The 26,231-nt window shown below is 45.4% G+C and carries 23 protein-coding genes and 1 pseudogene; 6 read left to right on the top strand and 18 right to left on the bottom strand.

Going from position 1 to position 26,231, the window contains the following annotated elements; genetic code table 11:
• Positions 1–44 precede the first annotated feature (44 nt).
• The 5 genes and pseudogenes from IPJ71_16265 (at position 45) to mltG (ending at position 6,364) form a co-directional block, all read left to right on the top strand.
• Positions 45–1,417: pseudogene (locus IPJ71_16265) on the top strand (aminotransferase class III-fold pyridoxal phosphate-dependent enzyme).
• Positions 1,414–2,757, top strand: coding sequence for a M20/M25/M40 family metallo-hydrolase (locus IPJ71_16260; protein MBK7845211.1), 1,344 nt, complete (start codon positions 1,414–1,416; stop codon positions 2,755–2,757). Before IPJ71_16265 ends, IPJ71_16260 begins: the two are co-directional and overlap by 4 nt.
• Complete coding sequence (locus IPJ71_16255; GenBank protein MBK7845210.1) at positions 2,754–3,767, top strand: arginine N-succinyltransferase; 1,014 nt, start codon at positions 2,754–2,756, stop codon at positions 3,765–3,767. Before IPJ71_16260 ends, IPJ71_16255 begins: the two co-directional genes overlap by 4 nt.
• Positions 3,768–3,785: 18 nt before the next feature.
• Positions 3,786–5,303 carry a succinylglutamate-semialdehyde dehydrogenase gene (locus IPJ71_16250; GenBank protein MBK7845209.1) on the top strand — a complete coding sequence of 506 codons (1,518 nt, stop codon included), beginning with the start codon at positions 3,786–3,788 and terminating at the stop codon, positions 5,301–5,303.
• Positions 5,300–6,364, top strand: coding sequence for an endolytic transglycosylase MltG (gene mltG, locus IPJ71_16245; GenBank protein MBK7845208.1), 1,065 nt, complete (start codon positions 5,300–5,302; stop codon positions 6,362–6,364). The genes IPJ71_16250 and mltG overlap by 4 nt, the downstream gene beginning before the upstream one ends.
• Before the next feature lie 773 nt (positions 6,365–7,137).
• Here the strand turns inward: mltG and IPJ71_16240 are convergent.
• The 18 genes from IPJ71_16240 to galU form a co-directional block, all read right to left on the bottom strand.
• Complete coding sequence (locus IPJ71_16240) at positions 7,138–7,689, bottom strand: hypothetical protein (protein ID MBK7845207.1); 552 nt, start codon at positions 7,687–7,689, stop codon at positions 7,138–7,140.
• A gap of 131 nt (positions 7,690–7,820) precedes the next feature.
• A complete protein-coding gene (locus IPJ71_16235) occupies positions 7,821–8,495 on the bottom strand; it encodes a polyphenol oxidase family protein (protein MBK7845206.1) in 675 nt (224 codons plus the stop codon).
• Positions 8,488–9,498, bottom strand: a complete 1,011-nt coding sequence (locus IPJ71_16230; protein ID MBK7845205.1) for an RluA family pseudouridine synthase — start codon at positions 9,496–9,498, stop codon at positions 8,488–8,490. Before IPJ71_16230 ends, IPJ71_16235 begins: the two co-directional genes overlap by 8 nt.
• On the bottom strand, positions 9,485–10,249 hold the full coding sequence (locus IPJ71_16225; GenBank protein MBK7845204.1) for a helix-turn-helix domain-containing protein: 765 nt from the start codon (positions 10,247–10,249) through the stop codon (positions 9,485–9,487). Before IPJ71_16225 ends, IPJ71_16230 begins: the two co-directional genes overlap by 14 nt.
• Positions 10,250–10,258: 9 nt before the next feature.
• The gene (locus IPJ71_16220; GenBank protein MBK7845203.1) at positions 10,259–11,233 is read right to left on the bottom strand and encodes a P-loop NTPase; all 975 of its coding nucleotides are present in this window, start codon (positions 11,231–11,233) and stop codon (positions 10,259–10,261) included.
• An 8-nt stretch (positions 11,234–11,241) separates the two neighbouring features.
• Complete coding sequence (tsaB, locus tag IPJ71_16215) at positions 11,242–11,976, bottom strand: tRNA (adenosine(37)-N6)-threonylcarbamoyltransferase complex dimerization subunit type 1 TsaB (protein MBK7845202.1); 735 nt, start codon at positions 11,974–11,976, stop codon at positions 11,242–11,244.
• A gap of 20 nt (positions 11,977–11,996) precedes the next feature.
• The gene (gene rseP, locus IPJ71_16210) at positions 11,997–13,691 is read right to left on the bottom strand and encodes an RIP metalloprotease RseP (protein MBK7845201.1); all 1,695 of its coding nucleotides are present in this window, start codon (positions 13,689–13,691) and stop codon (positions 11,997–11,999) included.
• Between the two features lie 135 nt (positions 13,692–13,826).
• Entirely contained in the window at positions 13,827–14,660 is an 834-nt protein-coding gene (locus IPJ71_16205; GenBank protein ID MBK7845200.1) for a phosphatidate cytidylyltransferase, read from the bottom strand.
• On the bottom strand, positions 14,661–15,443 hold the full coding sequence (gene uppS / locus IPJ71_16200) for a di-trans,poly-cis-decaprenylcistransferase (protein MBK7845199.1): 783 nt from the start codon (positions 15,441–15,443) through the stop codon (positions 14,661–14,663).
• Positions 15,444–15,446: 3 nt separating this feature from the next.
• Positions 15,447–16,004, bottom strand: a complete 558-nt coding sequence (frr, locus tag IPJ71_16195) for a ribosome recycling factor (GenBank protein MBK7845198.1) — start codon at positions 16,002–16,004, stop codon at positions 15,447–15,449.
• 14 nt (positions 16,005–16,018) lie between these two features.
• Entirely contained in the window at positions 16,019–16,729 is a 711-nt protein-coding gene (locus IPJ71_16190) for a UMP kinase (GenBank protein MBK7845197.1), read from the bottom strand.
• A gap of 4 nt (positions 16,730–16,733) precedes the next feature.
• A complete protein-coding gene (gene tsf / locus IPJ71_16185) occupies positions 16,734–17,384 on the bottom strand; it encodes a translation elongation factor Ts (GenBank protein ID MBK7845196.1) in 651 nt (216 codons plus the stop codon).
• 137 nt (positions 17,385–17,521) lie between these two features.
• A complete protein-coding gene (rpsB, locus tag IPJ71_16180; GenBank protein ID MBK7845195.1) occupies positions 17,522–18,448 on the bottom strand; it encodes a 30S ribosomal protein S2 in 927 nt (308 codons plus the stop codon).
• Between the two features lie 201 nt (positions 18,449–18,649).
• On the bottom strand, positions 18,650–19,783 hold the full coding sequence (locus IPJ71_16175; GenBank protein ID MBK7845194.1) for an NAD(P)-binding protein: 1,134 nt from the start codon (positions 19,781–19,783) through the stop codon (positions 18,650–18,652).
• A gap of 33 nt (positions 19,784–19,816) precedes the next feature.
• Complete coding sequence (locus tag IPJ71_16170; GenBank protein ID MBK7845193.1) at positions 19,817–20,596, bottom strand: hypothetical protein; 780 nt, start codon at positions 20,594–20,596, stop codon at positions 19,817–19,819.
• A 139-nt stretch (positions 20,597–20,735) separates the two neighbouring features.
• Complete coding sequence (gene priA, locus IPJ71_16165) at positions 20,736–22,772, bottom strand: primosomal protein N' (GenBank protein ID MBK7845192.1); 2,037 nt, start codon at positions 22,770–22,772, stop codon at positions 20,736–20,738.
• Positions 22,773–22,779: 7 nt separating this feature from the next.
• Positions 22,780–23,649, bottom strand: a complete 870-nt coding sequence (locus IPJ71_16160; GenBank protein ID MBK7845191.1) for a hypothetical protein — start codon at positions 23,647–23,649, stop codon at positions 22,780–22,782.
• An 8-nt stretch (positions 23,650–23,657) separates the two neighbouring features.
• Positions 23,658–24,548 carry a UTP--glucose-1-phosphate uridylyltransferase GalU gene (gene galU / locus IPJ71_16155; protein MBK7845190.1) on the bottom strand — a complete coding sequence of 297 codons (891 nt, stop codon included), beginning with the start codon at positions 24,546–24,548 and terminating at the stop codon, positions 23,658–23,660.
• Between the two features lie 320 nt (positions 24,549–24,868).
• On the opposite strand from galU, the gene IPJ71_16150 reads away from it, so the two are divergent.
• The gene (locus IPJ71_16150; protein ID MBK7845189.1) at positions 24,869–26,110 is read left to right on the top strand and encodes a hypothetical protein; all 1,242 of its coding nucleotides are present in this window, start codon (positions 24,869–24,871) and stop codon (positions 26,108–26,110) included.
• The last annotated feature ends 121 nt before the right edge of the window (positions 26,111–26,231 follow it).

The raw sequence follows: 26,231 nt of genomic DNA, 5'->3' as shown, positions 1-26,231 counted from the left end.
TTACAATCAGGTAGCGATGTTAAACAAAATGGGAGTAGTTTGAAATGCTTATTGGAGAGGGTATTCAAAAATCATCTCGTATAAAAAAGATGATCCAGGAGCTGGTAGCTGAAGTGCGGACGACCTGTTCTCAAGTGACCCATTCAAAAAATTCTGATCCGGATCTGGAATTTTCCTATAAAAGTTTGGTGGATGAATTTGGCCATTACCGAGGACGGGAGCTTTTTTATCCTTACATCGGCTCTGGGGCGGGACGTGGTCCTTATGTTGAGTTACGGGATGGCAGTGTTAAAATGGATCTCATAAACGGCATTGGCATCCATCTCTTGGGACATAGCCACCCTGATTTGATAGAGGCAGCCATTTGGGGAAGTCTTTCAGATGTAACAATTCAAGGAAATCTCCAGCCCAACGTCGAGTACGGTGAAATTTCCAGAAAGCTTGTGGAGATTGCGGGTCGAAAGAGCCGCTTGAAGCATGCCTGGGTGACAACGAGTGGATCGATGGCGAACGAGAATGCTCTAAAAGCCTGTCGGCAGAAAACTTCTCCCGCTCGCAAGATCTTGGCTTTTGATGCGGCCTTTGCCGGTCGTACCACGATGATGGCCGAAATTACTGATAACCCCTCCTTCAAGCAAGGGCTGCCATCCTATGATGAAATTTTGAGACTGCCATTCTACGACAAAGGCAATCCTGCAAGCGGAACTTCCGCCTTAAATATGTTGAAGCTTCACATTGCCAACAATAGGAAAAACATTTGTGCCTTCATGTTTGAACCGATGCAGGGCGAAGGCGGCTACAATGCAGCTCCAAGGGAATTTTTTATACCCCTATTCGAAGAGTGTAAAAAGGCGGGAATTCCTATTTGGGCTGACGAAGTTCAGACCTTCTGCCGTACCGGACAATTCTTTGCATTTGAGACGCTTGATATTGGAGATTACATTGACGTTTGCACAGTCGCTAAAACATTGCAGACGGGCGCCACTCTGTTTACTGGAGAATTGAACCCCAAGCCGGGTCTCATCGCGGGGACATTTGCTGGCGCAAGCGTAGAGCTGAGAGTCGGGTTGAAAATTCTAGAAATCATGGATACTGAGGCTTACATGGGACCCGAGGGGAAGGTCATAAAGATACATCGAGAATTTATTGGAATGTTAAATAGACTCAATGAAACCTCTTGCAAAGGAAAGCTTCAAGATGCGGGAGGATGGGTCTCATGGTGGCCGTCACCCCCTTAGATGGGAGCAAAGAAAAGGTGGGAGACTTGCTCAAAAGGCTTTATGCCAATGGACTTATTGCATTTAATTGTGGACGAGGTCCGTTTCGGCTCAGATTTCTCATTCCGGCGGTCATGACGAAGGAAGATATTGTTAACGCCGGATCTATTATTGAGAAGTCCATTTTGGAGATGAGTTGAGCTTTATTCAGTGTTGCCGTCATTTAATTTCCTTGGACACAAGTCCGGCTGGAGACGTCAGGGCGGCAGTGGACTATCTGGCTGAGGTCGGCAAGGACCTCGGTTTTCGAGCAGAAATCCAGGAGGAGTCGCTCGGAGGTGTTGAGCAGGCTAACTTGCTGCTTTTTCCTCGGGGGGGACCTCCACGTGACAAATTAATGCTACAAACTCATTTAGATACTGTGGATCCTGGAATCTATTCAATGTGGACTAAAACGGCTGCCAATCCGTTTAATGCAAGCATTTATAATCGCGAACTTTTTGGCCTAGGTTCGGCCGATACCAAACTGGATTTTCTATGTAAAATGTTTGCGACAGGTGAATTATGCGGACGCGACCTTAAACGATCATTTGTGTTAGTGGGCACTTATGGCGCTCAATCTGCCATGGCAGGCGCCATTCGCTTGATTCGCAAAAGGAAGGTTGCCGTTAAATATGCCTTGGTTGGCGAACCTACTGGTTTGCGCCTCATGGGTTCAGGCCAAGGGCTTGCAGTCGTCGAAGTGCGGGTCCCCTTTTCTGCGGAAGAACGAAAATATCGTCTGGACCATGATACGTTTGAGAGCAGCTCGTCGCAAAGTAAAATCTTTTCGGGCAAGGCCGCTCATTCAACAGTTCCACACTTGGGAGAGAGCGCAATTATTAAGATGTTTCAATTCTTGGAATGTTTGCCTGAGGGAATAGCGATTATGGAGCTAGATGGTGGATTGAACTATAATTCTATCCCAGCTAATGCTTATCTCGAATTTGATTTGGTAGGAGGGTTGAGGAATTCAGTCGTTAATAAAATAATGCAGATTTGGAGCGTGGTGAAGGAGCTCAACGAGGAATTTCTCATGTACAGGGATGAAGGATTTGCATATCCCTACCCTTCCCTCAATATCGGGGCCATCCGAACTTCGGAGGTTGGAATCCTTATCACAGGAAGTTGTCGGCTCCTTCCCAGTGTTTCTCAAGAAACTTATGATAGGTGGATCAGTCAGCTACGACTCATGTGCGAAAAGGTCGGAGCTGAATTTATTCTTCGAGATTACAAGGCCACATTTGTGGCTCCATCGAAATCGGAATTCAATTCTATTTGTCATGAGGCCTTGGCAGCTCAGGGAATTTCGGAGGACTTTGGCAAGCTATCGGCAAGTACCGAAGCGAGTGTCTTTCAACGGCTAGGTATAGAGTGTCTGGTTTTTGGGCCAGGACTAAGCATTGGAAACTCGCACGCCCCGAATGAGTTTGTTAGTCTCGATGATTTGGATGTGGCCAGGCGGTTTTACCGAGGAGTGGTTGAGAGGTTTTGTCTATGAATTTTGTTGTAAGGGTGGCGAATCAAGATGATTTAGCGGCACTTTTTGAACTTGCGAGTCAGTTTACTCTTCTTAATTTGCCTGCAGATAAAAAAATACTGGCAAAAAAAATTGAAAATAGCCAGTTGTCCTTTCGGGGAAAAAGGAAAATTGGCGATGCCGAATATATTTTTGTTGCTGAGGACCTTGAAAATAATTTTATTTCCGCCAGCTCCCTCATTGTTGCCAAGACAGGAACTCCAACTTCTCCAAACTATAGTTTTCAAGTTCTCAAGAAAGAGCGTTTTAGCCAGGAATTGGGAATTGGGTTTATACATCAAATTCTCAGATTGCGAGTAAATACGGATGGCGCAACAGAGGTTGGCGGTTTGGTGGTGGATCGTAGCTATCGCAGGCGACCTGAAAAAGTTGGCAAGATAGTCAGCCTTACAAGGTTTGCCTATATTGCGATGTGCCCTGATCGCTTTGAGACCGAACTGCATTCTGAAATGGCTCCACCCTTGACTGATGAGGGGAGAAGTGAATTTTGGGAATCATTGGGACGTCGTTTTACTGGGATGCCCTACAAGGAAGCAGATCTCTTGAGTCAGCAGAATAATAATTTTATTCACAGTCTCTTTCCAGAGGAAGATATCTATCTGTGCCTTCTGGACTCGAGAGCACGCTTAGTATTAGGGAGAGTTGGCGAAGAGACTCAAGCGGCACTGCACATGCTGGAAAAACTGGGATTTAAATATAAAAATGAAGTAGATCCATTTGATGGAGGACCCCATCTGGGCGTTAAAGTGAGCGAAGTCAGCTTGATCAAGAACGGGAAGATGGCCCTGGTTGGAAAAAAGAAGCGGGTTTTATTCGATAAAATGGGTGTTGTAGGATTTGGTAAGGATCATGACTTCAGGGGTGGCTTTTCATCCTATTCGCAACAGGGAGACACTGTTTACTTTCCTGATAAAACCTGGTCCGCTTTGAAATTGAGATTGGGCGCTGAGATTTTCGTATCGCCAGTTTAGAACTGAATTGGAGGAACTATGGCCACTCAGATGAATCATAAGTATTTAGGGGATTTTATTGATGGGCGATTCCTTGTTTCGGAGCGACCGGACGGAAGCTGGTCCAATTTAAGCCCTGCGAATCTGAAGGAGACGACTCTTGAACTTTCCTTTCGCAATGATCATGTGGATGAAGCCTGTGGAGCAGCCAAAAAGGCCTTTCGCGAATGGTGCCAATTGAAGTTACAGGATCGTTTGGGGTATCTATTCAAATTAAAGGAAGTTTATATTTCCCACGAAGAACAAATGGCGGAAGTGATTGCTCGAGAAACGGGAAAGCCCCTTTGGGAAGCCCGCAATGAGAGCAAGGCTCTATCAAGTAAGATTGACGTCACTCTCAATCATTCCCTTAAGCTGATCCAGGACGAAAAAATTGAAAATGCTCTTCCTCGAGTCGATGGGTTTGTCAGATTTAAACCGCGCGGAGTTATGGCAGTTGTTGGACCATTCAATTTTCCAGCACACTTGCCAAACGGACATATTGTTCCAGCGCTTGCAACCGGCAATACAATTGTGTTTAAGCCGTCAGATAAGACACCAGCCACTGGACAACTGATTGCTGAGATCTTCAAAAAGGCTGGATTTCCAAACGGCGTTTTTAATTTGATTCAAGGTAGGGGTGACACCGGGAAGCGGCTTGCGGGCCATGAGCTGGTGGATGGAGTTTTATTTACAGGATCATATGAAGTGGGATTAAAGATAAAACAAGATACCATTCATCATTATTGGAAAATTCTGGCTTTGGAAATGGGTGGAAAAAATTCAACAATAGTTTGGAAAGACGCTGATCTCAAGAAAAGCGTGTACGAAACCCTTTTGGGTGCATTTTTAACAACGGGGCAGCGATGCAGTGGCACGAGCAGAGTCATTCTTCATAAAGATATTTACGATAAGTTTTTGGATCAATTCTATCGCCATGCCAAAAAACTGAGTATTGGCCATTGGAAAGATAATCCATTCATGGGGCCGCTCATCAGCTCAGACTCGGTGGACAATTATATTCGTTTTCAAGAAATCGCTAAACGTGAAGGCGCGGAAAGCATGATGAGAGGAAAAGTACTGGAGCTGGATCATCCCGGCTATTACGTTACCCCTAGCATTAATCTGGTTGAAAAGCTCGACAGTAAATCGGTTTATCAAAAAAGCGAGATCTTTGGTCCAAACGTGGCTGTTTACAAAGTTGAAGATTTTGAGGAAGCAATGGCAATAAACAATTCGGGAGGGTTCGGACTGGTATTGGCAATGTTCTGTAAAGACCGATCCCTTTATGAAAAGGCCCTTTTGGAAGCACGCGTGGGGCTCTTGAATTGGAATCGAACAACAAATGGAGCCAGTTCAAAACTACCGTTTGGCGGTATGGGTAAGTCAGGAAACGACCGCCCCTCAGCTCATTTTGCAGTAAATTATTGCACGGTGCCAGTTTCCTGTCTCGAAGATTTGAATCCCTATGAAACAGGACAGGACATGCCAGGAATGAACTACGAGTATTCGCCGTGAAACAGATCATTGGTTTGCTTGTTTCATTTCTGTTCATCTGCGTGGTGGTTGTTTCATGGAAGTTTTTTATTTTTTTAAAAGGGCCCATGCAGAGCTCCTCCGATTCTGTTGTTTTTGAAGTTTCCAAGGGCTTGAGTTTTCGAAGAATAGCTGAATTGTTAGAAGAAAAGGGTATTGTCACAGACAAAAATTTACTTATTATTTACGCAAGGTTCACGGGTTCCAGCAAAAGGCTAAGGGCCGGGGAATACATGCTGAATAGAGGTTCGACTCCTCGGACCATTTTGGAAATTCTCTCTTCGGGAAAGAGCATTCAACACTTGGTGACCTTTCCGGAGGGAATCAATATTTTTGAAATAGCCAGTCAATTGGAAAAATTGGGATTCGGGTCGGCAAGAGAGTTTGTTAAACTTGCGCACGATAGAAAATTGATTTACCAACTGCTCAAGGCGGATCTCCACTCTTTTGAAGGATACCTTTTTCCAGAAACATATGGCTTTACCAAATATACTTCACAGCGGGAGATCGTCGAGGTCATGGTGAATCGCTTTCTTGAAGTGTACTCCGAGATTTCAAAGGAGGCAGGAAATTCTATGGATAGGCATAAAGCTGTTACTTTGGCGAGTATTGTCGAGAAAGAAACGGGGGCGGGACCTGAAAGGGCCCGAATCGCATCGGTATTTATCAATCGTCTTCGCAGGGGCATGAGACTGCAAAGCGATCCAACGATACTCTATGGTATTATGGAAAAAACGGGAGAGATGAAAATGAATATCACCCGAGAGGACATAAAGGATTACACAGCCTACAACACTTATCGGGTCGACGCACTTCCTGCCGGCCCCATCGCAAATCCTGGTAGGGAAGCTTTGAGGGCTACTCTCAATCCAGAAAACTCAAATTACCTCTATTTTGTCAGTCGAAACAATGGAACTCATGTGTTTTCTGAGACGCTTCAAGATCACAATCAAGCTGTGAAGACCTTTCAGCTAGATCCTCAGCAACGCGAGGGGAAGTCCTGGCGAAATTTACGCGATAAGAAAAGTGCTTCGCACAAGTGAGATCACTAGTGATCTCACTTGTTGCTGAGTCATTTATTGGGGCGGTTTCAACTGGCTTTTTGGCCTCAGGAGCAAGCGGAGTAAATTCATAACGAAACAACGTGCTCAAACTTGCCGAACTTGAGCTCGTCGTTGAGCGCAATTCAAACTGCTTGCCATCGTTCGAGAGTTTGTAAAAGGAAAACTCCCCTCCCTTTTTCTGGTAAAGTTTTTCTGGCGTGGGAGGTTTTTCATTATCGTTCAGATCTTCAATTAGCGGGGACCTCAGAAAATAGCCGTCAAAATCGACAACGAAGCTAGCGACGGAGTAAGTGGTTTTTCCAGAGTTATCTAATGTCATGGATTTCATTCCACTTGTTGTCTGTTTTAAGTGTAGTTGTGTTTCTTGTTTAAAACCTCTTACACAAACAATCGAGGACTGCGTTTGGCCCGTCTTTTTGTCAATCTGATTTCTTACGTGAAACATCAGATTGTTGGTTTTATCAGAATAAAATAACTCCGCCTGTAGATACTTATATTCGCCAGCTGGAACTTCTTTGGAATCGGGATTGAGCGATATTTTTTGGACGTTGCTATCCTGGATATCAACTTTTATTGGATTGTAGTCGCTTGCGCATTGCTTTCCGCGGGGACGACTGCGACCCGCACCGCAAGAGGAAAGAAATGTAATGGCTAGGGAAAAAACAAGAGCAGTCCGAACCATGAATCGCCTCCAAAAGCCGAGATAATACTAGGCGTCATTTGAATGTCAAGGACTTATATCTCTCGAGAAATCACATTTTTGGTGTCTCGGTGTCTTTCTCTCGAGGGGAGGAGAGTGATCTTGTTTTGGGTTCAATCTTTAAAGTAACGGGGTTGAATGAATAGATGTTCAGGTGAGCTATTAGGCTTTCATCAAAGGTAGGAGCGACTATTTCTGGAATGTTGTCGCTATCAACATCATGAATGAAGAGATTGGAAGTCACTTTTCCAAAGCTAAAATAGCCGTCTCGACGATCGGGGAGTTGAATTCGAGCAAGGAGAGGCCTTGTTCCCTCCGGCGTTCTCCCATAGATTTCTAGAAAAATTCCCTCACTTGTTCTGATTTTGATCACTTTGGCAACTCCGCCTTCAGCAAGTAGTGGACCGGAGGCAGAGGCAAGGATTTGGCGGAATTCTTTGTTGAGAGCTCCGCGAATGTAATTTCGTAGAGATGGATGAAAGACGCAAAGGAGGCCAATCAAGTAGATGCTTATGAAAAATCCCCGAGAAGCAAAGCCGATGATAGACTTAAATCGGGGAGAGGGGCGAGGGGATGAGGAGATGGGAGGTGCAACTGCGCTCATTTCACAATTCTACTCCTCGTCGGAATGTGTATCTAGTTTCCAAGGCGCAACTGATCAAATCTCCACCAAAGATGGGTCCAGGTTGCCAAATGCCAACAGGAAATAGCCCGTCGTCTCGAATATCAGCGAATTTAGAGATTTTTTTTAATCACAAACGAAATTTGTCGCCCTTGTGAGTTGTGGTCTCTGCGGTAGGAAAAAAAGTTCAAATCGGTCAGGGTGTCAGAATCGTGCGTAAAGATTGATTTTGCACCAGCTCTTATCAACTGAGCTCGCACAATTCGAGAGAGATCTACATAGGATTTTTTCTGGTCGCGATGAGATAAAATGAATTCATTCTCAGGAATAGATAACTGATGTCCAATGGGTCGAATTTGCTCAAGAACCTCCGTTCCTACCTCAAAGGAGGAAGCATTGATATGCGGGCCAATATAAATCTCAGAACCCTCTATCGAAAATTGGTGGGGGTGTTCATTGAGAATACCTCCCACAATTCCGCGCCAACCAGCGTGTACCGCTGCGATGCCATTTTGATTACAGATTAAAATTGGTAAACAATCTGCGGTTCGAACGATCAGTCCCACATTTTTGTGGGAGGTAAAGTGGGCATCGGCGAGCGGGGGTTCACGATGGGCCTCCGTCCACTTTGAGGAATGAACTTGTTGAAGTTGATGAAACCGAACATCTGGAAAGGATTTTTCCAGCAGTTTCAAAGTCCCAAACCGATTTCCAAAAAAGAGAGTCGCATGTGGTCCGTGGTAAATAAATCCTACAGTTTGAGAATCAATTTTGAGAGGTTCAAACACGATCAAACCCGGTTTGAATATATAGATCCAAGAGATCTTCCGGCCAGGCGATTTGAAACGCCAGGAGCTTTTTTGAGGTCGGATGGACAAAGGAAAGTTCTCTGGCACAAAGTGAAATCCTCCCCAAGTTAAAGATCAAGGAACGCAATCTTGAGCTCTTTAATCCCTTTGCCCTCTGCAGTCCGCCATAAATAGGATCTCCAACTATGGGGTGTCCGAGCTCAGACAAATGCACTCGAATTTGGTGAGTGCGTCCTGTCTCAAGTCGACATTCGATCAGAGCAAAGCCTTGAGGTGAAGTCTTTAGAGTTCGATAGTGAGTAACTGCCAATTTTCCTTTAGGCCCTGAGATCTGAGGATTATTATCTGTGGAGGCAAATTTCTTTCTATCATTTGGGTGACGGCCAATATGAGAGCGTAGAGTTCCGGCTGGGGGGAACGGGCGCCCATAGACGAGAGCCCAATAAATGCGATGGACCGTCTTTTCCCGGAATTGTTTTGCAAGAAAGGCATGACAGCGATCATTTTTGGCGACCACAAGAATACCACTAGTGTCTTTATCGAGGCGATGAACGATACCGGGCCGATGTTTTTGAAAGCCCGAGGCAAGACTGTTTGTGTGAAAAACAAGGGCATTAACCAGCGTATCATGCGTGTGGCCATTGCTCGGATGGACCACGAGCCCCGCGGGCTTATTAATGACTATAACGTCTGCGTCTTCATGCAGTATAGCCAAAGGAAAATCAAGAGGTTCGAGTTCTTGAGAAGGAATTGGCTCAGAAATAAGTACGACAATGCAATCTCCGACTTTTGGCATAAACGAGGCTTTCAAAGATTTGTCACCTTTAATAACCGAACCTGCTGAGAACAGTTGAGCCACTTGAGATCTGGAAGAAAACTCCGGGTTGCTGGAAAGAATTCGATCAAGTCTTGTGCCTGCCTGATCCTCAGAAATGATTATTTCAAATTTCCGAACTATCAAATTGGATTCAGAACTTTTCATTGCGATAGAGTGACATGTAGGAGTCAGCAACGAGTTTCTCGTTGAGTCCTAGGATTTTTGCTACTTGCACAACGAACCCGCGAGTAAAAACAGGCGCAGGAAGGGATTTGAAATTGTTTGATTCGAGGGCACTCAAATAGGTCCGGCTGATGCGCGTCTCCTGGCTGAGTTGATCAAGATTCACCTGTTTATAAATCCGAACCTTTTGAAGAAACGTTCCATCGAAGGTCCTCGTTTGATTTATCTCATTTTCAAAGTTTGGATCTATTTGATAGGCACTAAAACGTGTTTTCCCAAACCCTTCAGGAACACGGTCAGCCTTAGGCTTGGATGGCTGGAAACTCTTCTGATTTACAGCGATCTGTTCAATGTCCGCAGTATTTGCAATTCCAACACTCGCTAGCGGTGCTGAACCAACTTTGGGCCCTTGCTCCGGAACTTGAAAATCTGGTAATTCTTCGGATGCATTTGCCGGGCCAAATTGAGTTTGATCCTTCTGTGTTGTCTGCCGAATTAATTGCCTGTCGTAATCTTTTCGTTTGGCTTGGTTACTCAGAGTGGAAAAAGCTTCCTCAATGAGAGTCATCAAATCACGTGCTTCTTCGCGAGTAAACATAGAGTAGAGTGCTGGGCTCTCAGGGGAATAAGTGTTTCGTGCCCGATGGTATGCGGCATGAATTTGTTGCTGAGTTGCATCTGATGCCACTTCAAGAATTTCATAATAGGTTTGGTCGGCCAGTCGATGATTCATCTTCTTATTCTATACCACAGCTTTTTGTTTTCTTGGACCAACGATTGTTCGGGCAATTCCCAGCATTTGAGCATATATCCGGCTGTGAGGATATTCTAGCAGGAGATGTTTCTTTTTTCGAAGCGACTGCCATACTGCATTATCGTAGTCGATATGTCCTAAAAATTGAGCTTTGATTCCAAAATATTTTCTGCAGACGCTCTCTATAGAAGGACCGAGAGTAACATCACTCATTGTGCGAACTTGGTTGAGAACAATTTGAATTTTCATGCTCTCCATCAAATTTCGAAGTCGTTCGCCATTGTCTGGATCCTGTTTGGAAACATAGAAAAGGAGATCGGCAGGTGAGCGAATTCCGTTATGGGATTTATTTGCCATGAGTTGTGCAATCAGGTTACCTAAATTTAATTGGAACTCAAATCGCTTCATTTTTCTAAAAAATGCAGATTTGATAAATCTATAAGCATTTTCAACGCTGGAAGGATCCGGCGTTACGGTGATCAGTTGGTGTGTGGCCATCAAAAACAAATCCAAGGTGGTAGAGTGAGTTCCTGCACTCAGGTCAAGAATGATGAAATCGGCCTTCGTGTGAAAAATAGAGGACATCAGAAGTGTCTTCTGATCTTCAGTGATGTTTGCCATGTCGTAGGAGTCGTTAGATCCACTGATAAACCGGAGATTTTGATGGCCGGTTTGAACGGCGAGGCTTTCAAAATTTGCTATTTTGCCAGTTAAAAAATCATGAATAGAATGCGGGGGTGAGTCTTCTCCGATGCAAGTGTGAAGATTGGCTGCCCCCAGATCTAAATCTATCAAAAGAGTATCGTATCCTAGGTTCGCAATAAAGATAGCAAGGCCAGAGCTAAAAAACGACTTTCCAACTCCTCCTTTGCCTCCTCCAACTGAAATTATTCGAGAGTCGGAATTCATCATTCCTCTCAAATAATAGACTTTGTCTTTGTCTTTATCCCGAACATCGGACATTCAGTTTCTCAAATCTTTGGTAAGGGTTTAAGTAGACCCTTCTTTAACTTCTCTTCGGCTTCAGACGCGCGAATATAAAGAGGTTTAACGGATTTCCAATCATTTTTGACCTCTTGTCTGGCTCGCAGATCCAAACGAGGGGAAAAAAACTGGACTTGAGGCTCGTCTGGCTGATGCGTTTCACGCAACATGAGATTGAGCAGGCCGTGGGGAAAAAATCTTTGATAGGTATCATAGGCATTGCCTACAACGAGAGAGGGCCCATCGAAGAGCTGAGAGACCTGATCTAGGCCCAGGGCACGCGGAGATGCCAATTCTCGAAGAGAGCCTGTTGCTGTCCATGCGTAAGAGGCTCCATAAATCATGTTTCCAAAGGCATTGACCAAACACACGATGGGCAAATCTTGTCGATGGGTGCTTAAAGCCAGGGCTTCTAGGCTAGAATACCCAAAAAGGGGAGTCTGAAAGGAGTAAGCAAATGCCCTCATCATGTTGATTCCTACTCTAATGCCCGTAAAACTCCCAGGACCCACACCAACCCCAAAAAGACTAATTTCACTCAGGTGAAGGGCATTTCGCTCCAGCAGGATTCTAACTGCCCCAGTCACAACTTCGCTATGTGAAGATTCGCGCTGCCATTGCTGGCAGTCTCTGACGACAGCGTCTAAATATTTGTCTGAACATTCAAGGAGCGAAAGCCCGCCACTTGGAGAGCTTGTCTCTGCAATTAGTACTAATTTCATAGCTCACTTTGTTAACAGATCTAAGGAGACTTCACAAAGCTTGTTATATCGTTAAAAAGGGATAGTACCATGAGAGAAATGAGAAGGATAAGCCCAACTTGTTGGGCAATCTCCATTTTTCTCATGCTCAGGGGGGCTCCTCGAAGGGCTTCGATGACAAAAAATACCAAGTGTCCACCATCCAAAATAGGTACGGGAAGAAGATTGATCAGAAAAAGATTGATGGAAATGATGGCCATCATTCGCAAAAATGCGGAAATACCCATTTCGAAAGTCTGACTTGCCACTCTGCCGATCGTGATAACCCCACCGATATTTTTATGCGAAACTTGGGCTGTAAGGATTCTGAGAAAGCTAACAGATATAGCTTTGGTCCAATCGATGGTCTTTTCAAACCCATAAGAGACGGCCTCTGCGGGAGAACTTACCCGAAACAGGGTGAGCTCTCCTGGGGACTCCAGAATTGCCGGAATAATTCCAACGGTAAAGCGATTTTCTTCTTTCTGATGGCGATTCATGACCTCAGTCATTTCTGGCGCGATATCAACATCGATTGTCTTGCCCTCACGTGCAATTGAAAAATGAATGACCTTGTCCTCTGCCTTGAATGCCTTGACCTTTGCGAGAACCTGATCCCATTTCTCCACAAGGGATTTATCGAGCCCGATGATTTTATCTCCGTCCCTCAAGCCAGCTCGAGCAGCCGGAGAATTCTCCTTAACCTGAAGGAGATACAGATCAGATTCTTCGAGTCCCAACACATCAAGCAGAGATTTGGATTCATCAGCGGAATTCGACAGAGTGTGAAAATCGTTTAGCACTACCGTTCGACTTTCAGCATTTGCTTTCGCTGTATAAGGATGAACCACGAGTTCTAACTTCTCGCTATTTTTGTGAGCCTGAAGGGTGGGTTCCAATTCCCAAAAGGCATTGACCTTCACGCCATTTATAGAGGTGATGATATCAAAAGTTTTTAATCCGGCGAGGGCAGCAGGTGACTGAGGAGATGAAACTCCAACCATTGAAGAGCGTCCAGACGGATCAAGTCCGGGAATTCTTGGGACGAGAGTATCAAGAGTCAGTATATTATCGTTGGGTACAAGAGTCGGAGAAGCTTTAAGTGAAACCGTCTCCCCGCTATTGAATCTGGCTACCTTAAATTGAATTTCACGGTCAACGGAGGTTTCAATTTTTTTGGCGATCTGGGACCAATACGAAATGGTTTCCTCGTTCATCGAGAGAATTTTATCACCTGAACGAAATCCAGCCTGAAAGGCAGAACTCTCTCGCTCAACATCTCCTAATCGCGGCCCTGGGACAAGTTCGCCCTTGAGACCCACAGCCATAAACAGTGGAATGGCAAATAGAAAGTTCATCAGAGGGCCCGCCAAAACGATCGCGATTCTCTGAATGACTGGTTTGCATAGAAAGGCTCGGGACTTTTCATTTTCGGGTATTTCTGCAGTCGGATCGTCTCCGTACATTTTGACATAACCGCCAAGAGGCACAATCGAGATGCAATAAGTCGTCTCCCCACGACTGAATTTCAAAATTTTCTTGCCAAATCCAAGACTAAAAACCTCTACTCTTACTCCGCACCATTTAGCGACCAAAAAATGGCCAAGCTCATGAACGAAAATGAGAAGACCCAATAAGATGAGAAAGGGCCCAATTGCAGAAAGTCCCGATTGTAACCAATTAAGAATTAAATCCATTTCGGTATTCTAAAGGGAGGAGCGGCGACACCAAAGCAAAAACCGCCAAGAAAGCCAAAGATTCTCAGATTTGGAATGAAATTCAGGGGGTACCTCGCCTAAGGTGCCGAAAAAACCACTTCAACACAGCGCTTCCTAGCTGAGGTATTGAGCAACAAGAAAGAAAATAGGGGAGGCAAAATAAATTCCATCCAAACGATCAAGCACACCCCCGTGTCCTGGCATAATACTGCCAGAATCCTTGTGGCCACTGACACGCTTGAGAAGTGATTCAAAGAGATCTCCAAATTGAGCAAAGAAGCCGCTGGCAATAGAACCCGTGATAAACAGAACAAGCGAGTGCTCATCAACAAAGTAAGTTCCCGCCAGCCAAGCGACAAGTCCAGACCCCAAAAGTCCTCCCCAGGCCCCGGCAACTGTTTTTTTAGGGGAAACTGAAGACATCAGCTTGCGCTTGCCAAAGCAAAGTCCAACGAAATAGGCAAAGGTATCTCCGGAAAAAACCACAACAAGCATGAGCGAAAACCATTTGAGCCCATCAGGAAGAAACAGGAGTTTAAGTGCAAAAATCGGCAGTAAACCTGTGTAAACCAAACCTAAAATGAGGGAGGACGAGAGTTTCCGAATCACTTCCAGCGGGACAGTTTTGTGAAGTGCACTCAATAAGCAGGAGAAAAGGATCATCGACGTCAAAGCGAGAGTTGCCAGGCCTGCAATAGGTTCGAGGAGCATTGCTATGGCGATAAAACCGAAGCAACTCCCAAGAAACAGGCCTTTTAAAAATGGTGGAAGTTTCTCATCTGGAGGAAAGCCAATTTTGGTAAATTCATAACAGCCCAGCATGACAATCCCAAGGGAGATAACTGCGATTCCTGGTGGACCTCCGTAAAAAGCAATAGCGACAAGGGAGCCTACCGCTACCAAAGCTGAGAGAATTCTCGTTTGGAGCCCCATAAAGTTGGAACTCACTTAAACTTCGCCTTTTAAACTGCGGGATGAAGTCTGGGGACTTGAGCCTAACTGTTCACTGGTCTTACCAAAGCGACGTTCTTTGAGATTAAATGATTCAATTGCGAGATCTAAATCATTCCGCGTAAATTCTGGCCACATTTTGGGAAAAACCATGAATTCGCTATAGGCTGATTGCCATAAATAGAAATTCGAGAGGCGCGATTCTCCGCTTGTGCGAATGATGAGATCTGGGTCGGGAATTTCCGAAGATTCTAGCTGAGAGTGAAAGAGCTCCTCATTGACATCCTCGGGGCGCAATTTTCCGGAGCCGACAAGGAAGGCGATTCTCTTCGCTGCGTTAGCAATTTCTTGCCGACCTCCATAGCTCAATGCAAAAATCAAAGTCATTCCCGTGCAATGATCAGTTTCAGAGATCGTCTGGTTAACGGCCTCCTTTACCTTTGCAGGGAGCCGATCTAGATCGCCAATACATTTGAATTTAATATTATTTCGAACCAATCCAGCTCGCTCACGATTGAGCCGGCTAAATAACAATTTCATCAGGAGGCTGACTTCGTCTTTTGGTCTGAGCCAATTTTCACTGCTAAAAGCAAAAAGCGTAAGAAATTTAACCCGCCGAAATGAGCAAGCCTCAATAATGCTCTTAGCTACCCGAGCTCCCCGAACATGCCCAAAAAAACGATGATGTCCATGGGCATTGGCCCAACGGCCATTTCCGTCCATAATTATTGCGATGTGTATCGGCGGGGTCACTTTAAAGGGCTCCAGATTTTCTATCATTGACTAGATTGTCATGAGTTCTTTCTCTTTTTCATCGGATATCTTGTCAATTTTATCGACATATCCATCAGTCAATTTTTGTATTTCTCCTTCGAGGCGTTTCTGCTCATCCTCGCTGATTACTTTATCCTTGGCGGCCTTCTTTACAGATTCATTGGCATCACGTCTTGCCATTCGCACAGCCACCCTGGCATCCTCAACAATCTTTTTGATAGTCTTTACTAATTCCTTGCGACGGGCTTCCGTCAAATCAGGAAGTCGAAGGCGGATGACTTTTCCATCATTTTGAGGACTCATTCCTAGATCGCTCTTAATAATTGAGGCTTCAACTTCTTTGAGAGTTGATGCCTCCCAGGGTTGAATTAAAAAGGATTTTCCGTCTGGACAAGAGACCGCAGCTACCTGATTGAGCGGAGTGGCGCTGCCGTAGTAGTTGACCTTCACAACATCCAACATTGACACCTGAGCTCGGCCAGTTCTCACCTTTTTTAATTCGCCAGCCAAAGCCAAAAGAGACTTTTCCATCTGGTCTTTGGTAGATTTAACAATATTTTCAACCATGTTTCCCCCCAATTCTAAAAGACAGTTGTTCCAATGTTCTCACCAGATATCACTCGAGTAATACTATTAGGAGTAAGCAAATTAAAGCAAACTATCGGCAATTTGTTGTCCATGCAGAGACTAATTGCAGTAGAATCCATAACTTTCAGGCCCTTTTTCAGGACATCCATATAACTGATCTTATCGAACTTTGTGGCATCTGAATGAGTTACAGGATCTTTATCGTATATTCCATCTACTTTTGTTGCCTTCAAGATGACGTCCGCATTAATTTCCATTGCACGCAGGGCCGCAGCCGTATCGGTTGTAAAGTAAGGATTTCCGGTACCGGCAACAAAAATAACGACGCGCTCTTTTTCCAAATGGCGAATGGCACGTCGACGGATATAGGGCTCTGCGATTTCAGCCATTCCGATAGCTGTCTGTACACGCGTAGAAAGATTGTGCTTTTCGAAGACGTTCTGGACAGCTAATCCATTGATGACGGTGGCGAGCATACCCATATAATCCGAGCTGGCCCGATCCATACCACGAGCCGAAGCCGCAACGCCTCTGAAAATATTCCCGCCGCCAATCACTATTCCAATCTGTACCCCGAGCGAGGCGGCCTCAGAGACGTCAGCTGCAACTCTCTCGATAATTTCAAGATCTATCGAATTACTTTTGCTAGCGAGAGCTTCGCCGCTAAGTTTCAACAAGACTCTTCGATACTTGCTCTTAGCCAATCTGTTACCCTTTCAGTTGCGCCGCGACCTCTTCAGCGAAATTTTCTGACCGTTTTTCTAAACCTTCGCCTAATTCGTAGCGAGCGAATCGACGAATGACGATGTTTTCACCAATTCGGGAGATGGTTTCTTGCAGATGCTGGAGGATAGTGATGTCCGGATTTTTGACAAATTTTTGTCCCATCAAACACGACTCTGCCGCCCACTTTTTCATCTGGCCATCAATGATTTTATCCAGGAATTCGCGCTTTTTACCCTCTTCAAGGGCCTTATTTATGAGTACTTCTCGCTCCTTATTTTTAACTTCCTCGGGAATTTCTTCCTCGCGAACGAAGCATGGCGCCATTGCAGCGATGTGCATAGCCACATCATTCACAAATTTCTGAAATTCTTCGTTGCGTGCCACAAAATCAGTTTCAGAATTGATTTCTACAAGGACACCGATACGGCCTCCCGCATGTATATAAGAAGATACGAGACCTTCAGCTGCAAGCCGACCAGATTTCTTTGCAGCCTTACTGAGGCCCTTCACTCGAAGCCATTCCACGGCCTTCTCAAAATCACCTTGCGATTCTTCGAGGGCCTTTTTACAGTCCATCATGCCCGCGCTCGTTTTTTCGCGGAGATCCTTTACTTGAGAAGCACTGATTGTCATAATAGCTATCCTCTTTTCAATATTTTATACCTAAAATTTCTAATCAATTCTAAAAACGGGATCCTCCCATTCGGGGCAGATAATAGGAGGACCTAATTTTCGCTCTGCCCCAGCCCAAAGGCTCAGGCTACGCGTATCTATTCTTCTGTGCTTTCAGGAACAACGGTCTCTTCGGGTGCAATTTCCAACTCGGCTGCAATTTCGACTTCATCAGCAAGACCGGCAGCGACAAGCTTACGTCCACGACTGACTTTTACAACAGATGGTCCGCCATCAGAAGAAGGAGAAGTATCCTTTATCGGAGTAGCAGTGGGTGCTGACGCCGTAGCCTTCTCTGGAGCAGCTGCGGATTTGTCAGCAGTCGAACGAAGTTTTTCTTCCCAAAGCTTGACGCCCTCGAGAAAGGACTCAGCTACCATATTTGAAAAGAGCTTAATTGAGCGAATTGCGTCGTCGTTGCCGGGAATGGGGTAATCAACTTCATTTGGATCTACATTGGTGTCCGCAATACCGATAACAGGAATACCAAGCCGACGAGCTTCTTTTACTGCGATATGTTCCTTGTTGAGATCTACGACAAACATTGCCGAGGGGGAGTCCTTCATTTCACGGATACCGTCCAAATATTCCAAAAGACGAAGATAGTCCTTCTCTATTCGGGCACGCTCCTTCTTGGAGAAAAAATCAAGCTCACCTTTCTCTCGCATGCGATCAATTTTTTTGAGTCGATCGATACTTGATTTAATTGTCTGAAAATTTGTGAGCATTCCCCCGAGCCAGCGTTTAGTCACATGATATTGTCCACAAAGAGCAGCGGCTTCCTTAATGGGCTCAACAGCCTGTTTTTTTGTTCCTACGAAAATCAATTTTCCCCCATTTGCGCCCACTGATTTAACAAACTCAGCAGCTCTCCGGGCGAGTCCAACTGACTTTTGCAGGTCTATAATGTGGATTCCGCCCCTATCAGTATAGACGTAGGGTTTCATTTTTGGGTTCCAACGCTGAGTCTGATGTCCGAAATGAACACCTGCGTCGAGCATTTCTTTCATTGTAAGATTGGCCATAGATATCCTCTCTGGTTATGCCGCCCTCCCCACTGCCACTTGGGACCAAAGATACGAGGAGGTGTGTAGTTAAAAAATCTGGTTACTGTTAGCATAAGCAGCGTGGTAGGGCAATAGGAGCCTGTAAATAGCCTGAAGGGGCTATAGCGAGTCCCACTCTGGCGTGGGCAGCGGTCACATCGAAAGAGACAACTTACCGAACTAATTAGAGAAACCACCTTGCGGAGATTCTGCCCCTAGTCCCGATTCGGAGCCCAAGGCCCATTCTAGCGCAAGGCGAGCCACCATAATTGAACCCAGCAAAGGCGGAAGACCCGTCTGGGTGTGATTGGCAAGAAAGAGGTTGGGCTGCTCAGGAACGATACCCGGAACTTTCAACCCGAGATCTATGACTCCATGGCTGCCTTCATTGACAACAATTTTCTCAGCAGAAAGATTTTCGAAAAATTCGGGATAGGCCCTCTTAATTTGCTTTTTCATTTCTCTCAACAGATTAGCTATCGCCTCTGAATCTTCAGCGAGGTCAGTGTTGAGAAGCCCCATCCAAACTGAGGTTTGGCCAGAAAATTCATAGCGGGCCTTGAAAAATCGCCCCAAGGTGGGCTCAAATTCATCTTTTGCCCCATAAAGGAAATGGAGTGCTGACGATGCAGTAAAAGCGCTTTCCTTATGCAAGCAATGCAAATTTACCGAAGTGTAGAGGCGTGATTTTGCAAGACGCTGACGCAAGCGATTGGAAAGTTGATTTTCGGGAAAGAGCGCTAGGAGGTGCTTCGCGACAGGGGTATAGATGACTTTTTCTGCGATCAGGGTTCGCGCGCCATTGATGGTCACTTCCATCGAATTGTTTGTCGCATTCAGTTTTGTCACGATGGACTGCGGGATTCTTTCTTCAATGAATGTCTCGGCCAAGTACTTAATCCACTCATCCGGCTGGCTCTTGAGTTCAATGAGGCAGTTTTGATTGTACTGGTTCAGGATTTCAAGAGAGTCAAATTTGCGATCTCCAAACCCCATAAAGGTTTTCAAGGTTCCGCCCTCAAAAGTAAGGGGCGAAATCTCGAGCTTTGGGCCAATCACTGGCTTTCCGAGTTGGTCTTCCAACCACTTCAATAAAAGGTCGGCCTCGGGGGAAGACTTGATAATTCCAAGATTTGATTCGAAATTTTGACCGTTGACATCAAATGGGCGAAAAGATCCGCCCATGGTTTCATTTTCATCAATGAGACCCACTTTCAATCCACCAAATTCAAGAGCCTGTGCAATTAGCAAACCGGACAGGTCACCGCCTATGATAATAAAATCGTAGAGCTGGGAATTTGTTGCTGTTGCCATAGAGTCCTAAACTCGCTGAGGCGGGTTATCAATTCAAGGATTTTTATAAAGTCGCTCCGCACAAAAGCGAATAGGACCCCTAAGACATTTTTTCAACCGAGGTGATGCTTTGACAAATTTAGCCAAGGGAGGGGAGAGGCGGTAGTAATAATAAATGAACCTTCGCCCAAAGGGACTTTCACGAAGGACCTCATCACGGTAGCGACGGAGTAAAATAACTTCAGAGCAATGAGCATCATCAAAAACTGCTGTCGCAACAAAGCAGGCTCCACGCAATCCCCCTGAGGCGCGAAGAAACTGTCTGATGATTTCGGGATTTTTGGCTGATCGAGAGAACGCCTCGGCTCGTTTTATGATGTCTGGAAAAATCGTGCTATATTTGATGAATTCAGCCAATTTATTTGCCGTGCGTTTTTGCCGATCTCCATATCGTGGGCTCATGTCGTAAATTCGGAGTAAATCCCAATAGACAGAAGTTATGACAGTGACCTCTTTTGATCTTTTGGAATTGTTGAAAACATCAGGACTTAGTTCCCCCATTTTTTTCTGGAAAACAATCTCGACTATGCGCAAATACTTTTCATAAGAAACGGCAGCTTCTGAGTAGGCCTTCTGATGCATCAATTGGCGAGCCTGTTTCACGAGGCCAACGCGGCTTTTCCAGAGCACCGCTCGATTTTGCTCACGTGCTTGAGCTTCCATACGCAACTTAACGCCTTTGGAAACTCTTCGGGTGAGCTCTTCATAGCAACCTGGGCAAGCTGATTCCGGAATCTGTTCTCCCCTTGAATCTGAAGACAAAGCAAGCCGCATGCCGGGCTCAATTCTGAAAAGCTCGTCACTCGGTGATCCACATCTTGGGCAAGCATCAGTGCTAATAGGAATCTCGATTTGTTGAGTTCTTGATTTAATTCTATAAGATTTTTGAGCGGGAAGGAAAGGGAGAATTCAATCAGAGCAAATTGACGGGATCGATATCAATTTGAATTTTTACTCCCCTCTGGACCCAACTTTCGTCGCTCAGAACTTGTTTGCAAAAAGCACTCAACAAGGCCACCTCTGGACTTTTGATGAGGACTTGGAATCGATGTTTGCCACGCAATTTTGCCAGGGGAGCAGGTGCGGGACCTAAAATTTCAATTGCCTTATAGGCCTGTTTTTGCGCGCGAAGAAGTTGGCAACGTCTTCCCAAAACTTGGGAGACGCCTTCTGTTCCTTCCAGGCTGTTGCCTTGGATTCGAAAGGATGCCAGTCGACTGAAAGGTGGATAATGAAGTGAACTTCGCACCAGGAGCTCCTCCTGAGCAAATTGGTGAAAATCGCTTTTGATGGCGTGAACAATACTCGGATGGCTGGGGTTGTAGGTTTGAATAATGACTCTGCCCGGAAGATCTGAATGTCTTCCTGCTCTTCCCCCCATCTGCAGCAGTAGCTGAAAACTTCTCTCTGAGGCTCGAAAATCTGGGAGGTTAAAACCGACATCGGCCATGACCAGCCCCACGAGATTTAGTCCCTTGAAATCCAGGCCTTTGGCAATCATTTGGGTGCCGATCAAGAGATTGACCTGACCCTTCTCAAATGAAAAAATAATATTCTCGAGATCTTGTCGACTCTGAATTTCATCTCGGTCAGCTCTCGCCACCTTTATTTGAGGAAAAAGCAGACGAACGTCGTGTTCAATGAGTTCTGTCCCCAAGCCAAGAGGACCGATATCAAGTGAACCACATTTCTTGCAGTGGTCAAAAAGCTTTTCGTGATAGTCACAATAGTGACAGACAAGATGATTTGTCCCGTGAAGAGTGAGAGAGATGGAACAGTTAGGACATTCGTAGGTGATACCGCAAGAGGGACAAAATACAGTTTGAGCGATTCCTCTGCGATTTAAAAAAAGCGCCGCCTGATCACTCTGTTCAAAACACTGAGTCAGCGATTCATGCAATCTATGACTTAACCAAAACGGCAGATGGCCTCGATTCTCATGAGATCGCCTCTGTTCACGCTCCTTTTTCATGTCGATAATTTCGATAAGGGGCATAGATCGCTCGGCGACTCTTTTACTCAATGAATGCAGTGAATAGCGTCCACTGAGGGCGTTTTGCCAAGATTCGAGACTTGGCGTGGCACTCCCTAAAACAATTGGGCAATCGTGGTATCGGGCCAACATGATGCTTGCATCTCTCGCTTGATATTTAAGGGAATCATCCTGTTTGAAGCTGCCCTCATGTTCTTCATCGACGATGATAATTCCCAAATCATGAATGGGACAAAAAAGAGCTGAACGAGCGCCCACAAGGATCTTCTTTTGTCCTGAAATGATGCTCCACCACTGTTCGGTGCGCTCGCGTTTTGTCAAATGGGAATGAATTACTGCTACACGACCTGGGAAGCGCGCGGCAAATCTTCTCAATAGTTGTGGTGTCAAGGATATCTCAGGAACAAGGACAAGACCCTTCTTCCCAGCATCCAGAATCTTTGACAATAGTTGAAGGTAGACTTCTGTCTTTCCCGAACCTGTGACACCATGAAGCAAGTGCACATGGAATCCCTGATTGAGCCCTATTGCATGAGTCACCTTTTGCTGTTCGCTCGTCAACTCCAACAGCATATCTTCTGAGTTTTCCGGCACGGGGGATTTCTTTCTTGATCCACGGCCCAGCTTATTGAGTGGTGGAGAGCACAGTGCTGCAATTTGCCCAACAGGAAAAAAATAATATTTTGATAGCCACTCAATCCATTTAAGAGTGGGCTCTGGAATTGGAGGGAGTGTTTCGACCACAGATTGGATATTTTTGATTTTGAATTTGTCCGAATTTAATTTGGCCGCAGAGCCAAGAATAACACCGGAAACGGAGCGTTTCCCTAGAGGTATTGTAACGTGCTGGCCTCGAGACGGCATTTCGGCGAGGCTGGAATCAACGGAATAAGTGAGAGGAGGGAGAGGAGCATCGACTGCGACCAAACAGTGAGACTCAGGTTTTATATTTTCCATGTGGCTTTTATCGAAACCGGCTATAGAAATTATCTATAGTGCCAATGTCTGAAGATTTACTTGCGATATTAGGATCCTTGCCAAAATCGAGACTCGAGGCTTCAAAAAGTTTCAAAACTTCCTTGGTATTTGGTAATGACTTTACGCTAATGACTCTAATTTGGGCCAGCTTGTCGTCCCACCGGACAGTTTGTTTGGCTGCCAAAGCAAATCGATTAGCAAAAATGGAATATTCATCAGCGGAGATGACATATTGAGATGGCAGCCTTATTTTCCGAACATTAAATATGTCCTGCTCGATCCAAAGCCCAGGTCGGGAGGCTGAATCAGCTGATAGTGGAGCCTGGCCGATACCATAAGTGATGACACCACCGACCCTTGAGAGTCGCACAAAATCCTGTTTGATTCGGCTTTTCGTGGGATCGGTAGGTGGAAGCTTTTCCTCCAACGCATCTGGTGGAATAATTCTCTCAGAAACCATCCGAGGACGAATATGCTTTTGAAAACGAAAATACAAATAGGGTTCAAACCAGTTGTCGGAGGGACGGGATGACTTTCGGATGCCATTTGAATCCACCGAGTAGCGGTTTTGTCCATCGTAAATAAAGGTATAAGAAAGGTTCTCTGCCTTCTTGCGACCCCTGGCTTCGAGGCGCATCTGCTGGGAATCCTTCACTAACCAAACTTCTCGCACAACGAAAGTTTCCTCACCTTCCTGAAATGAAACCTCTTGTTCAATTCGGTAGATGCCGTGGCCGTGATTTTCGGCAGTGCGCGAAAGGATCATTTTAAGGTTAGGTATATAAGCCCAGCCTTGTTCCGCGAAAGAGATGAAGAGAACAAAAAAAAGGAATTGAAGGCGTTTGGGACAGTTCATGATATTCCTCATGAGGACAATTTCCTGGCGAGTTCGATCAAATAGTCTCGAAGTGGCTCCCCAATTTCGTTATGTTTTAACCCAAGCTCAATATTTGCCTTTAAATAGCCGAGCTTGTCTCCCGCATCATATCTTTGTGCATGGACTTTCATAGCGAAGAGGCCCTCGGATTTCGCCAAGTCGGTCATTGCGTCGGTTAATTGGATTTCTCCACCCATTCCAGGAGAAAGATTTTGAAGGAGAGAAAATATTGAGGCGGAGAATACATACCGGCCAGGTAGGGCGAGAGGTGAAGGGGCGTTTTCTGGACGCGGCTTTTCAGTCACAAAGTCCACTTTAAATTTTCCATCAATTTGACCAGAATGGCCGATGATTCCATATTTTTCAGTTTCAGACTTTTCGACCTCCATCACGGCCACGGTGGAAATGCGGGTGTCTTCAAAATGATTCATCAACTGACCGATGGCAGGAGTTTCAGTTTTGGAATTAATCATCAATTCGTCACCCAGTAGAACTGCGAATGGAGCTCTTCCTATGATGGGTTGACTAGCGAGAACAGCATGACCAAGCCCTTCTGCTTTCTTTTGGCGAATGCTGATGATGTTAGCGAGGGACTTAATTCTTTGAATCTCTTCAAACCAATTTTCCTTTCCGGTCTTAATAAGACGATCTTCTAGCTCGTATGAGGTATCGAAAAAATCTTCAATCGCCGCTTTTCCTCTGCCATTTACCAGGACAATATTTTCAATTCCTGAACGAACCGCTTCCTCTACAACGTAAAGCAAAATAGGCCGATCAATAATTGGAAATAGTTCCTTAGGAATTGCCTTGGATGCCGGGAGGAAACGGGTTCCGAGCCCTGCCGTTGGAATCACAGCAATCTTTACAGTGTTTGGCATAGAGAGAAGTAACCACAGCCTTCGTGGCTTGGCAAGAATAAGGGGTATTTGGCGGGGCCCTCCCTCCAATTTAAGATCTGTTTCATTTAGAGAATTTTTAAAATGAGCACTACTTCAAATGGGATTGACTGTCTAGGGGGTGGTCGCTGAACAGGAAGTAGACAGGCTTGTTTTGATCAGTGGATATTACCGGAATGGACATAGATTAGTTTTTTCAGGTGGTTAATGGATAGATTTGAGCCTCCATTTGCTTGTTCTTTTCAATGGAATTAGGCACGAGAAGTGCTCCTTTCATTGATAGCTAAGTTGGTAGAGGTACAATGAAAATGGGTCCAGGTGGGATCAAAGTGAGAAAATTCGAGGTGGCGATTTTGAATCGGGTACTTATTTGGTGCGGTCTAGCCATTTCTTTGATGTTTGGTTTTCAGAATTGCGCCGATCCTTTGGACATCGCTAACTCAGATTCCTTGAGTTACAACAGTCAGTTGCCCTTTGCCTTTGACACAGAAATAGACACCTTGGCCTACATGTCCTGTTCCGGACTGGAGTCGGATTTTGATCCTCGCGCCTTTTTTACGTTCAAGGCGGGAGCATATGGAATAGGTTCTGGTATTCGCTTAACTACCGAGTATCAGACTGCAACAAAGAATTTTACTGCAGGTCAACGAGCTGATAGTCTCAGCCAGAGCGAAAAGAATACGGGAGCAAGCCTGCAGTTTGCGATTCGACAACGAAACGATATTCAGGCGGTCTTAGCATCGGGTTCGAGCCTTCAGGAAAATAAGGATTTTGCAAATATTTTAGCACCCCTTGACAGTCCTCTTATCGCCGAAAGGCTCGTGAGCTTAGGAGAGGATGAGCGAATCAGTTATTTTTCGGGAATTTCGGGCCTGACCGGCCGGAAGGTCGAGGCCGCAGTGCGGTTTTTGGATTCGGAGGTCTCTGCGGCTTCCCTTCGTGACAATTTGCGCGATGCAGGATTATTGACTCTCACTTATACCGGTGATTTGCAGGCAAACGGGGTTATTGCTCGTTCGCCAGATCCCAACGATCGGAAGAGAGGATTTGGGAAGGGATACCAGGTTGATTTCAGTATGGGGCTTGGGAATAGCTTAAACAGCAATAACACTACGCCTTATCCGATTTTTACTCGTGGAATCCATCGCGTGATCAATAGTGTTCAAGAAGTGGATTTATTGAGAAGAAGTCCAACAGAAGGCAATTTGCGCCCCTGGGACTGTCCAACGGAGTATAAATTTCTTATCGCTCGCTCTGAGGATGTCGGTTTCGATATTGGCAAAGTCCGATGTACTCGTGTAATCGATCCTCTGACTCCATCCGACAAAGATCGTGTCGCTTTACAAGCGATACGTAGGGTTCTGCGTCCGGAAGATTGGTGGGTAGATTTGGGTAATAGATGTGTCATTCCCAAACAGAGCAATGGAAACTGCTATGGTCGTTCAACCACTCAGACACCCATAAACATCAAATATGATGGAGGCGACTGCACTACCACTGGACTCTCTTGCCCTCATTACGTGAGTGTCTGCACTCGTCAATGAACTGGCCCGCTTGATTGTTGTTCCAAACTCCAAGGGTCCCTGGCTGAACTAAATCTCTGGATTTCAGGATCTTCAAAAATGCGTCCGGCAGCAGCGCTCCCGCTGTGAGCACTGCACCAAG

The sequence above is a fragment of the Bdellovibrionales bacterium genome, from assembly GCA_016714165.1.
Taxonomy (GTDB): Bacteria; Bdellovibrionota; Bdellovibrionia; order Bdellovibrionales; family UBA1609; genus JADJVA01.
This window is presented reverse-complemented; position numbering and strand designations above follow the sequence as displayed.

Coding starts and splice junctions, on each gene's coding strand:
- IPJ71_16255 (MBK7845210.1), top strand. CDS start 2,754: ATGAATTTTGTTGTAAGGGTGGCGAATCAAGATGATTTAGCGGCACTT.
- IPJ71_16250 (MBK7845209.1), top strand. CDS start 3,786: ATGGCCACTCAGATGAATCATAAGTATTTAGGGGATTTTATTGATGGG.
- IPJ71_16240 (MBK7845207.1), bottom strand. CDS start 7,689: ATGAGCGCAGTTGCACCTCCCATCTCCTCATCCCCTCGCCCCTCTCCC.
- IPJ71_16230 (MBK7845205.1), bottom strand. CDS start 9,498: ATGAAAAGTTCTGAATCCAATTTGATAGTTCGGAAATTTGAAATAATC.
- IPJ71_16225 (MBK7845204.1), bottom strand. CDS start 10,249: ATGAATCATCGACTGGCCGACCAAACCTATTATGAAATTCTTGAAGTG.
- IPJ71_16220 (MBK7845203.1), bottom strand. CDS start 11,233: ATGTCCGATGTTCGGGATAAAGACAAAGACAAAGTCTATTATTTGAGA.
- tsaB (MBK7845202.1), bottom strand. CDS start 11,976: ATGAAATTAGTACTAATTGCAGAGACAAGCTCTCCAAGTGGCGGGCTT.
- rseP (MBK7845201.1), bottom strand. CDS start 13,691: ATGGATTTAATTCTTAATTGGTTACAATCGGGACTTTCTGCAATTGGG.
- uppS (MBK7845199.1), bottom strand. CDS start 15,443: ATGATAGAAAATCTGGAGCCCTTTAAAGTGACCCCGCCGATACACATC.
- frr (MBK7845198.1), bottom strand. CDS start 16,004: ATGGTTGAAAATATTGTTAAATCTACCAAAGACCAGATGGAAAAGTCT.
- tsf (MBK7845196.1), bottom strand. CDS start 17,384: ATGACAATCAGTGCTTCTCAAGTAAAGGATCTCCGCGAAAAAACGAGC.
- rpsB (MBK7845195.1), bottom strand. CDS start 18,448: ATGGCCAATCTTACAATGAAAGAAATGCTCGACGCAGGTGTTCATTTC.
- IPJ71_16175 (MBK7845194.1), bottom strand. CDS start 19,783: ATGGCAACAGCAACAAATTCCCAGCTCTACGATTTTATTATCATAGGC.
- IPJ71_16170 (MBK7845193.1), bottom strand. CDS start 20,596: ATGCGGCTTGCTTTGTCTTCAGATTCAAGGGGAGAACAGATTCCGGAA.
- priA (MBK7845192.1), bottom strand. CDS start 22,772: ATGGAAAATATAAAACCTGAGTCTCACTGTTTGGTCGCAGTCGATGCT.
- IPJ71_16160 (MBK7845191.1), bottom strand. CDS start 23,649: ATGAACTGTCCCAAACGCCTTCAATTCCTTTTTTTTGTTCTCTTCATC.
- galU (MBK7845190.1), bottom strand. CDS start 24,548: ATGCCAAACACTGTAAAGATTGCTGTGATTCCAACGGCAGGGCTCGGA.
- IPJ71_16150 (MBK7845189.1), top strand. CDS start 24,869: ATGAAAATGGGTCCAGGTGGGATCAAAGTGAGAAAATTCGAGGTGGCG.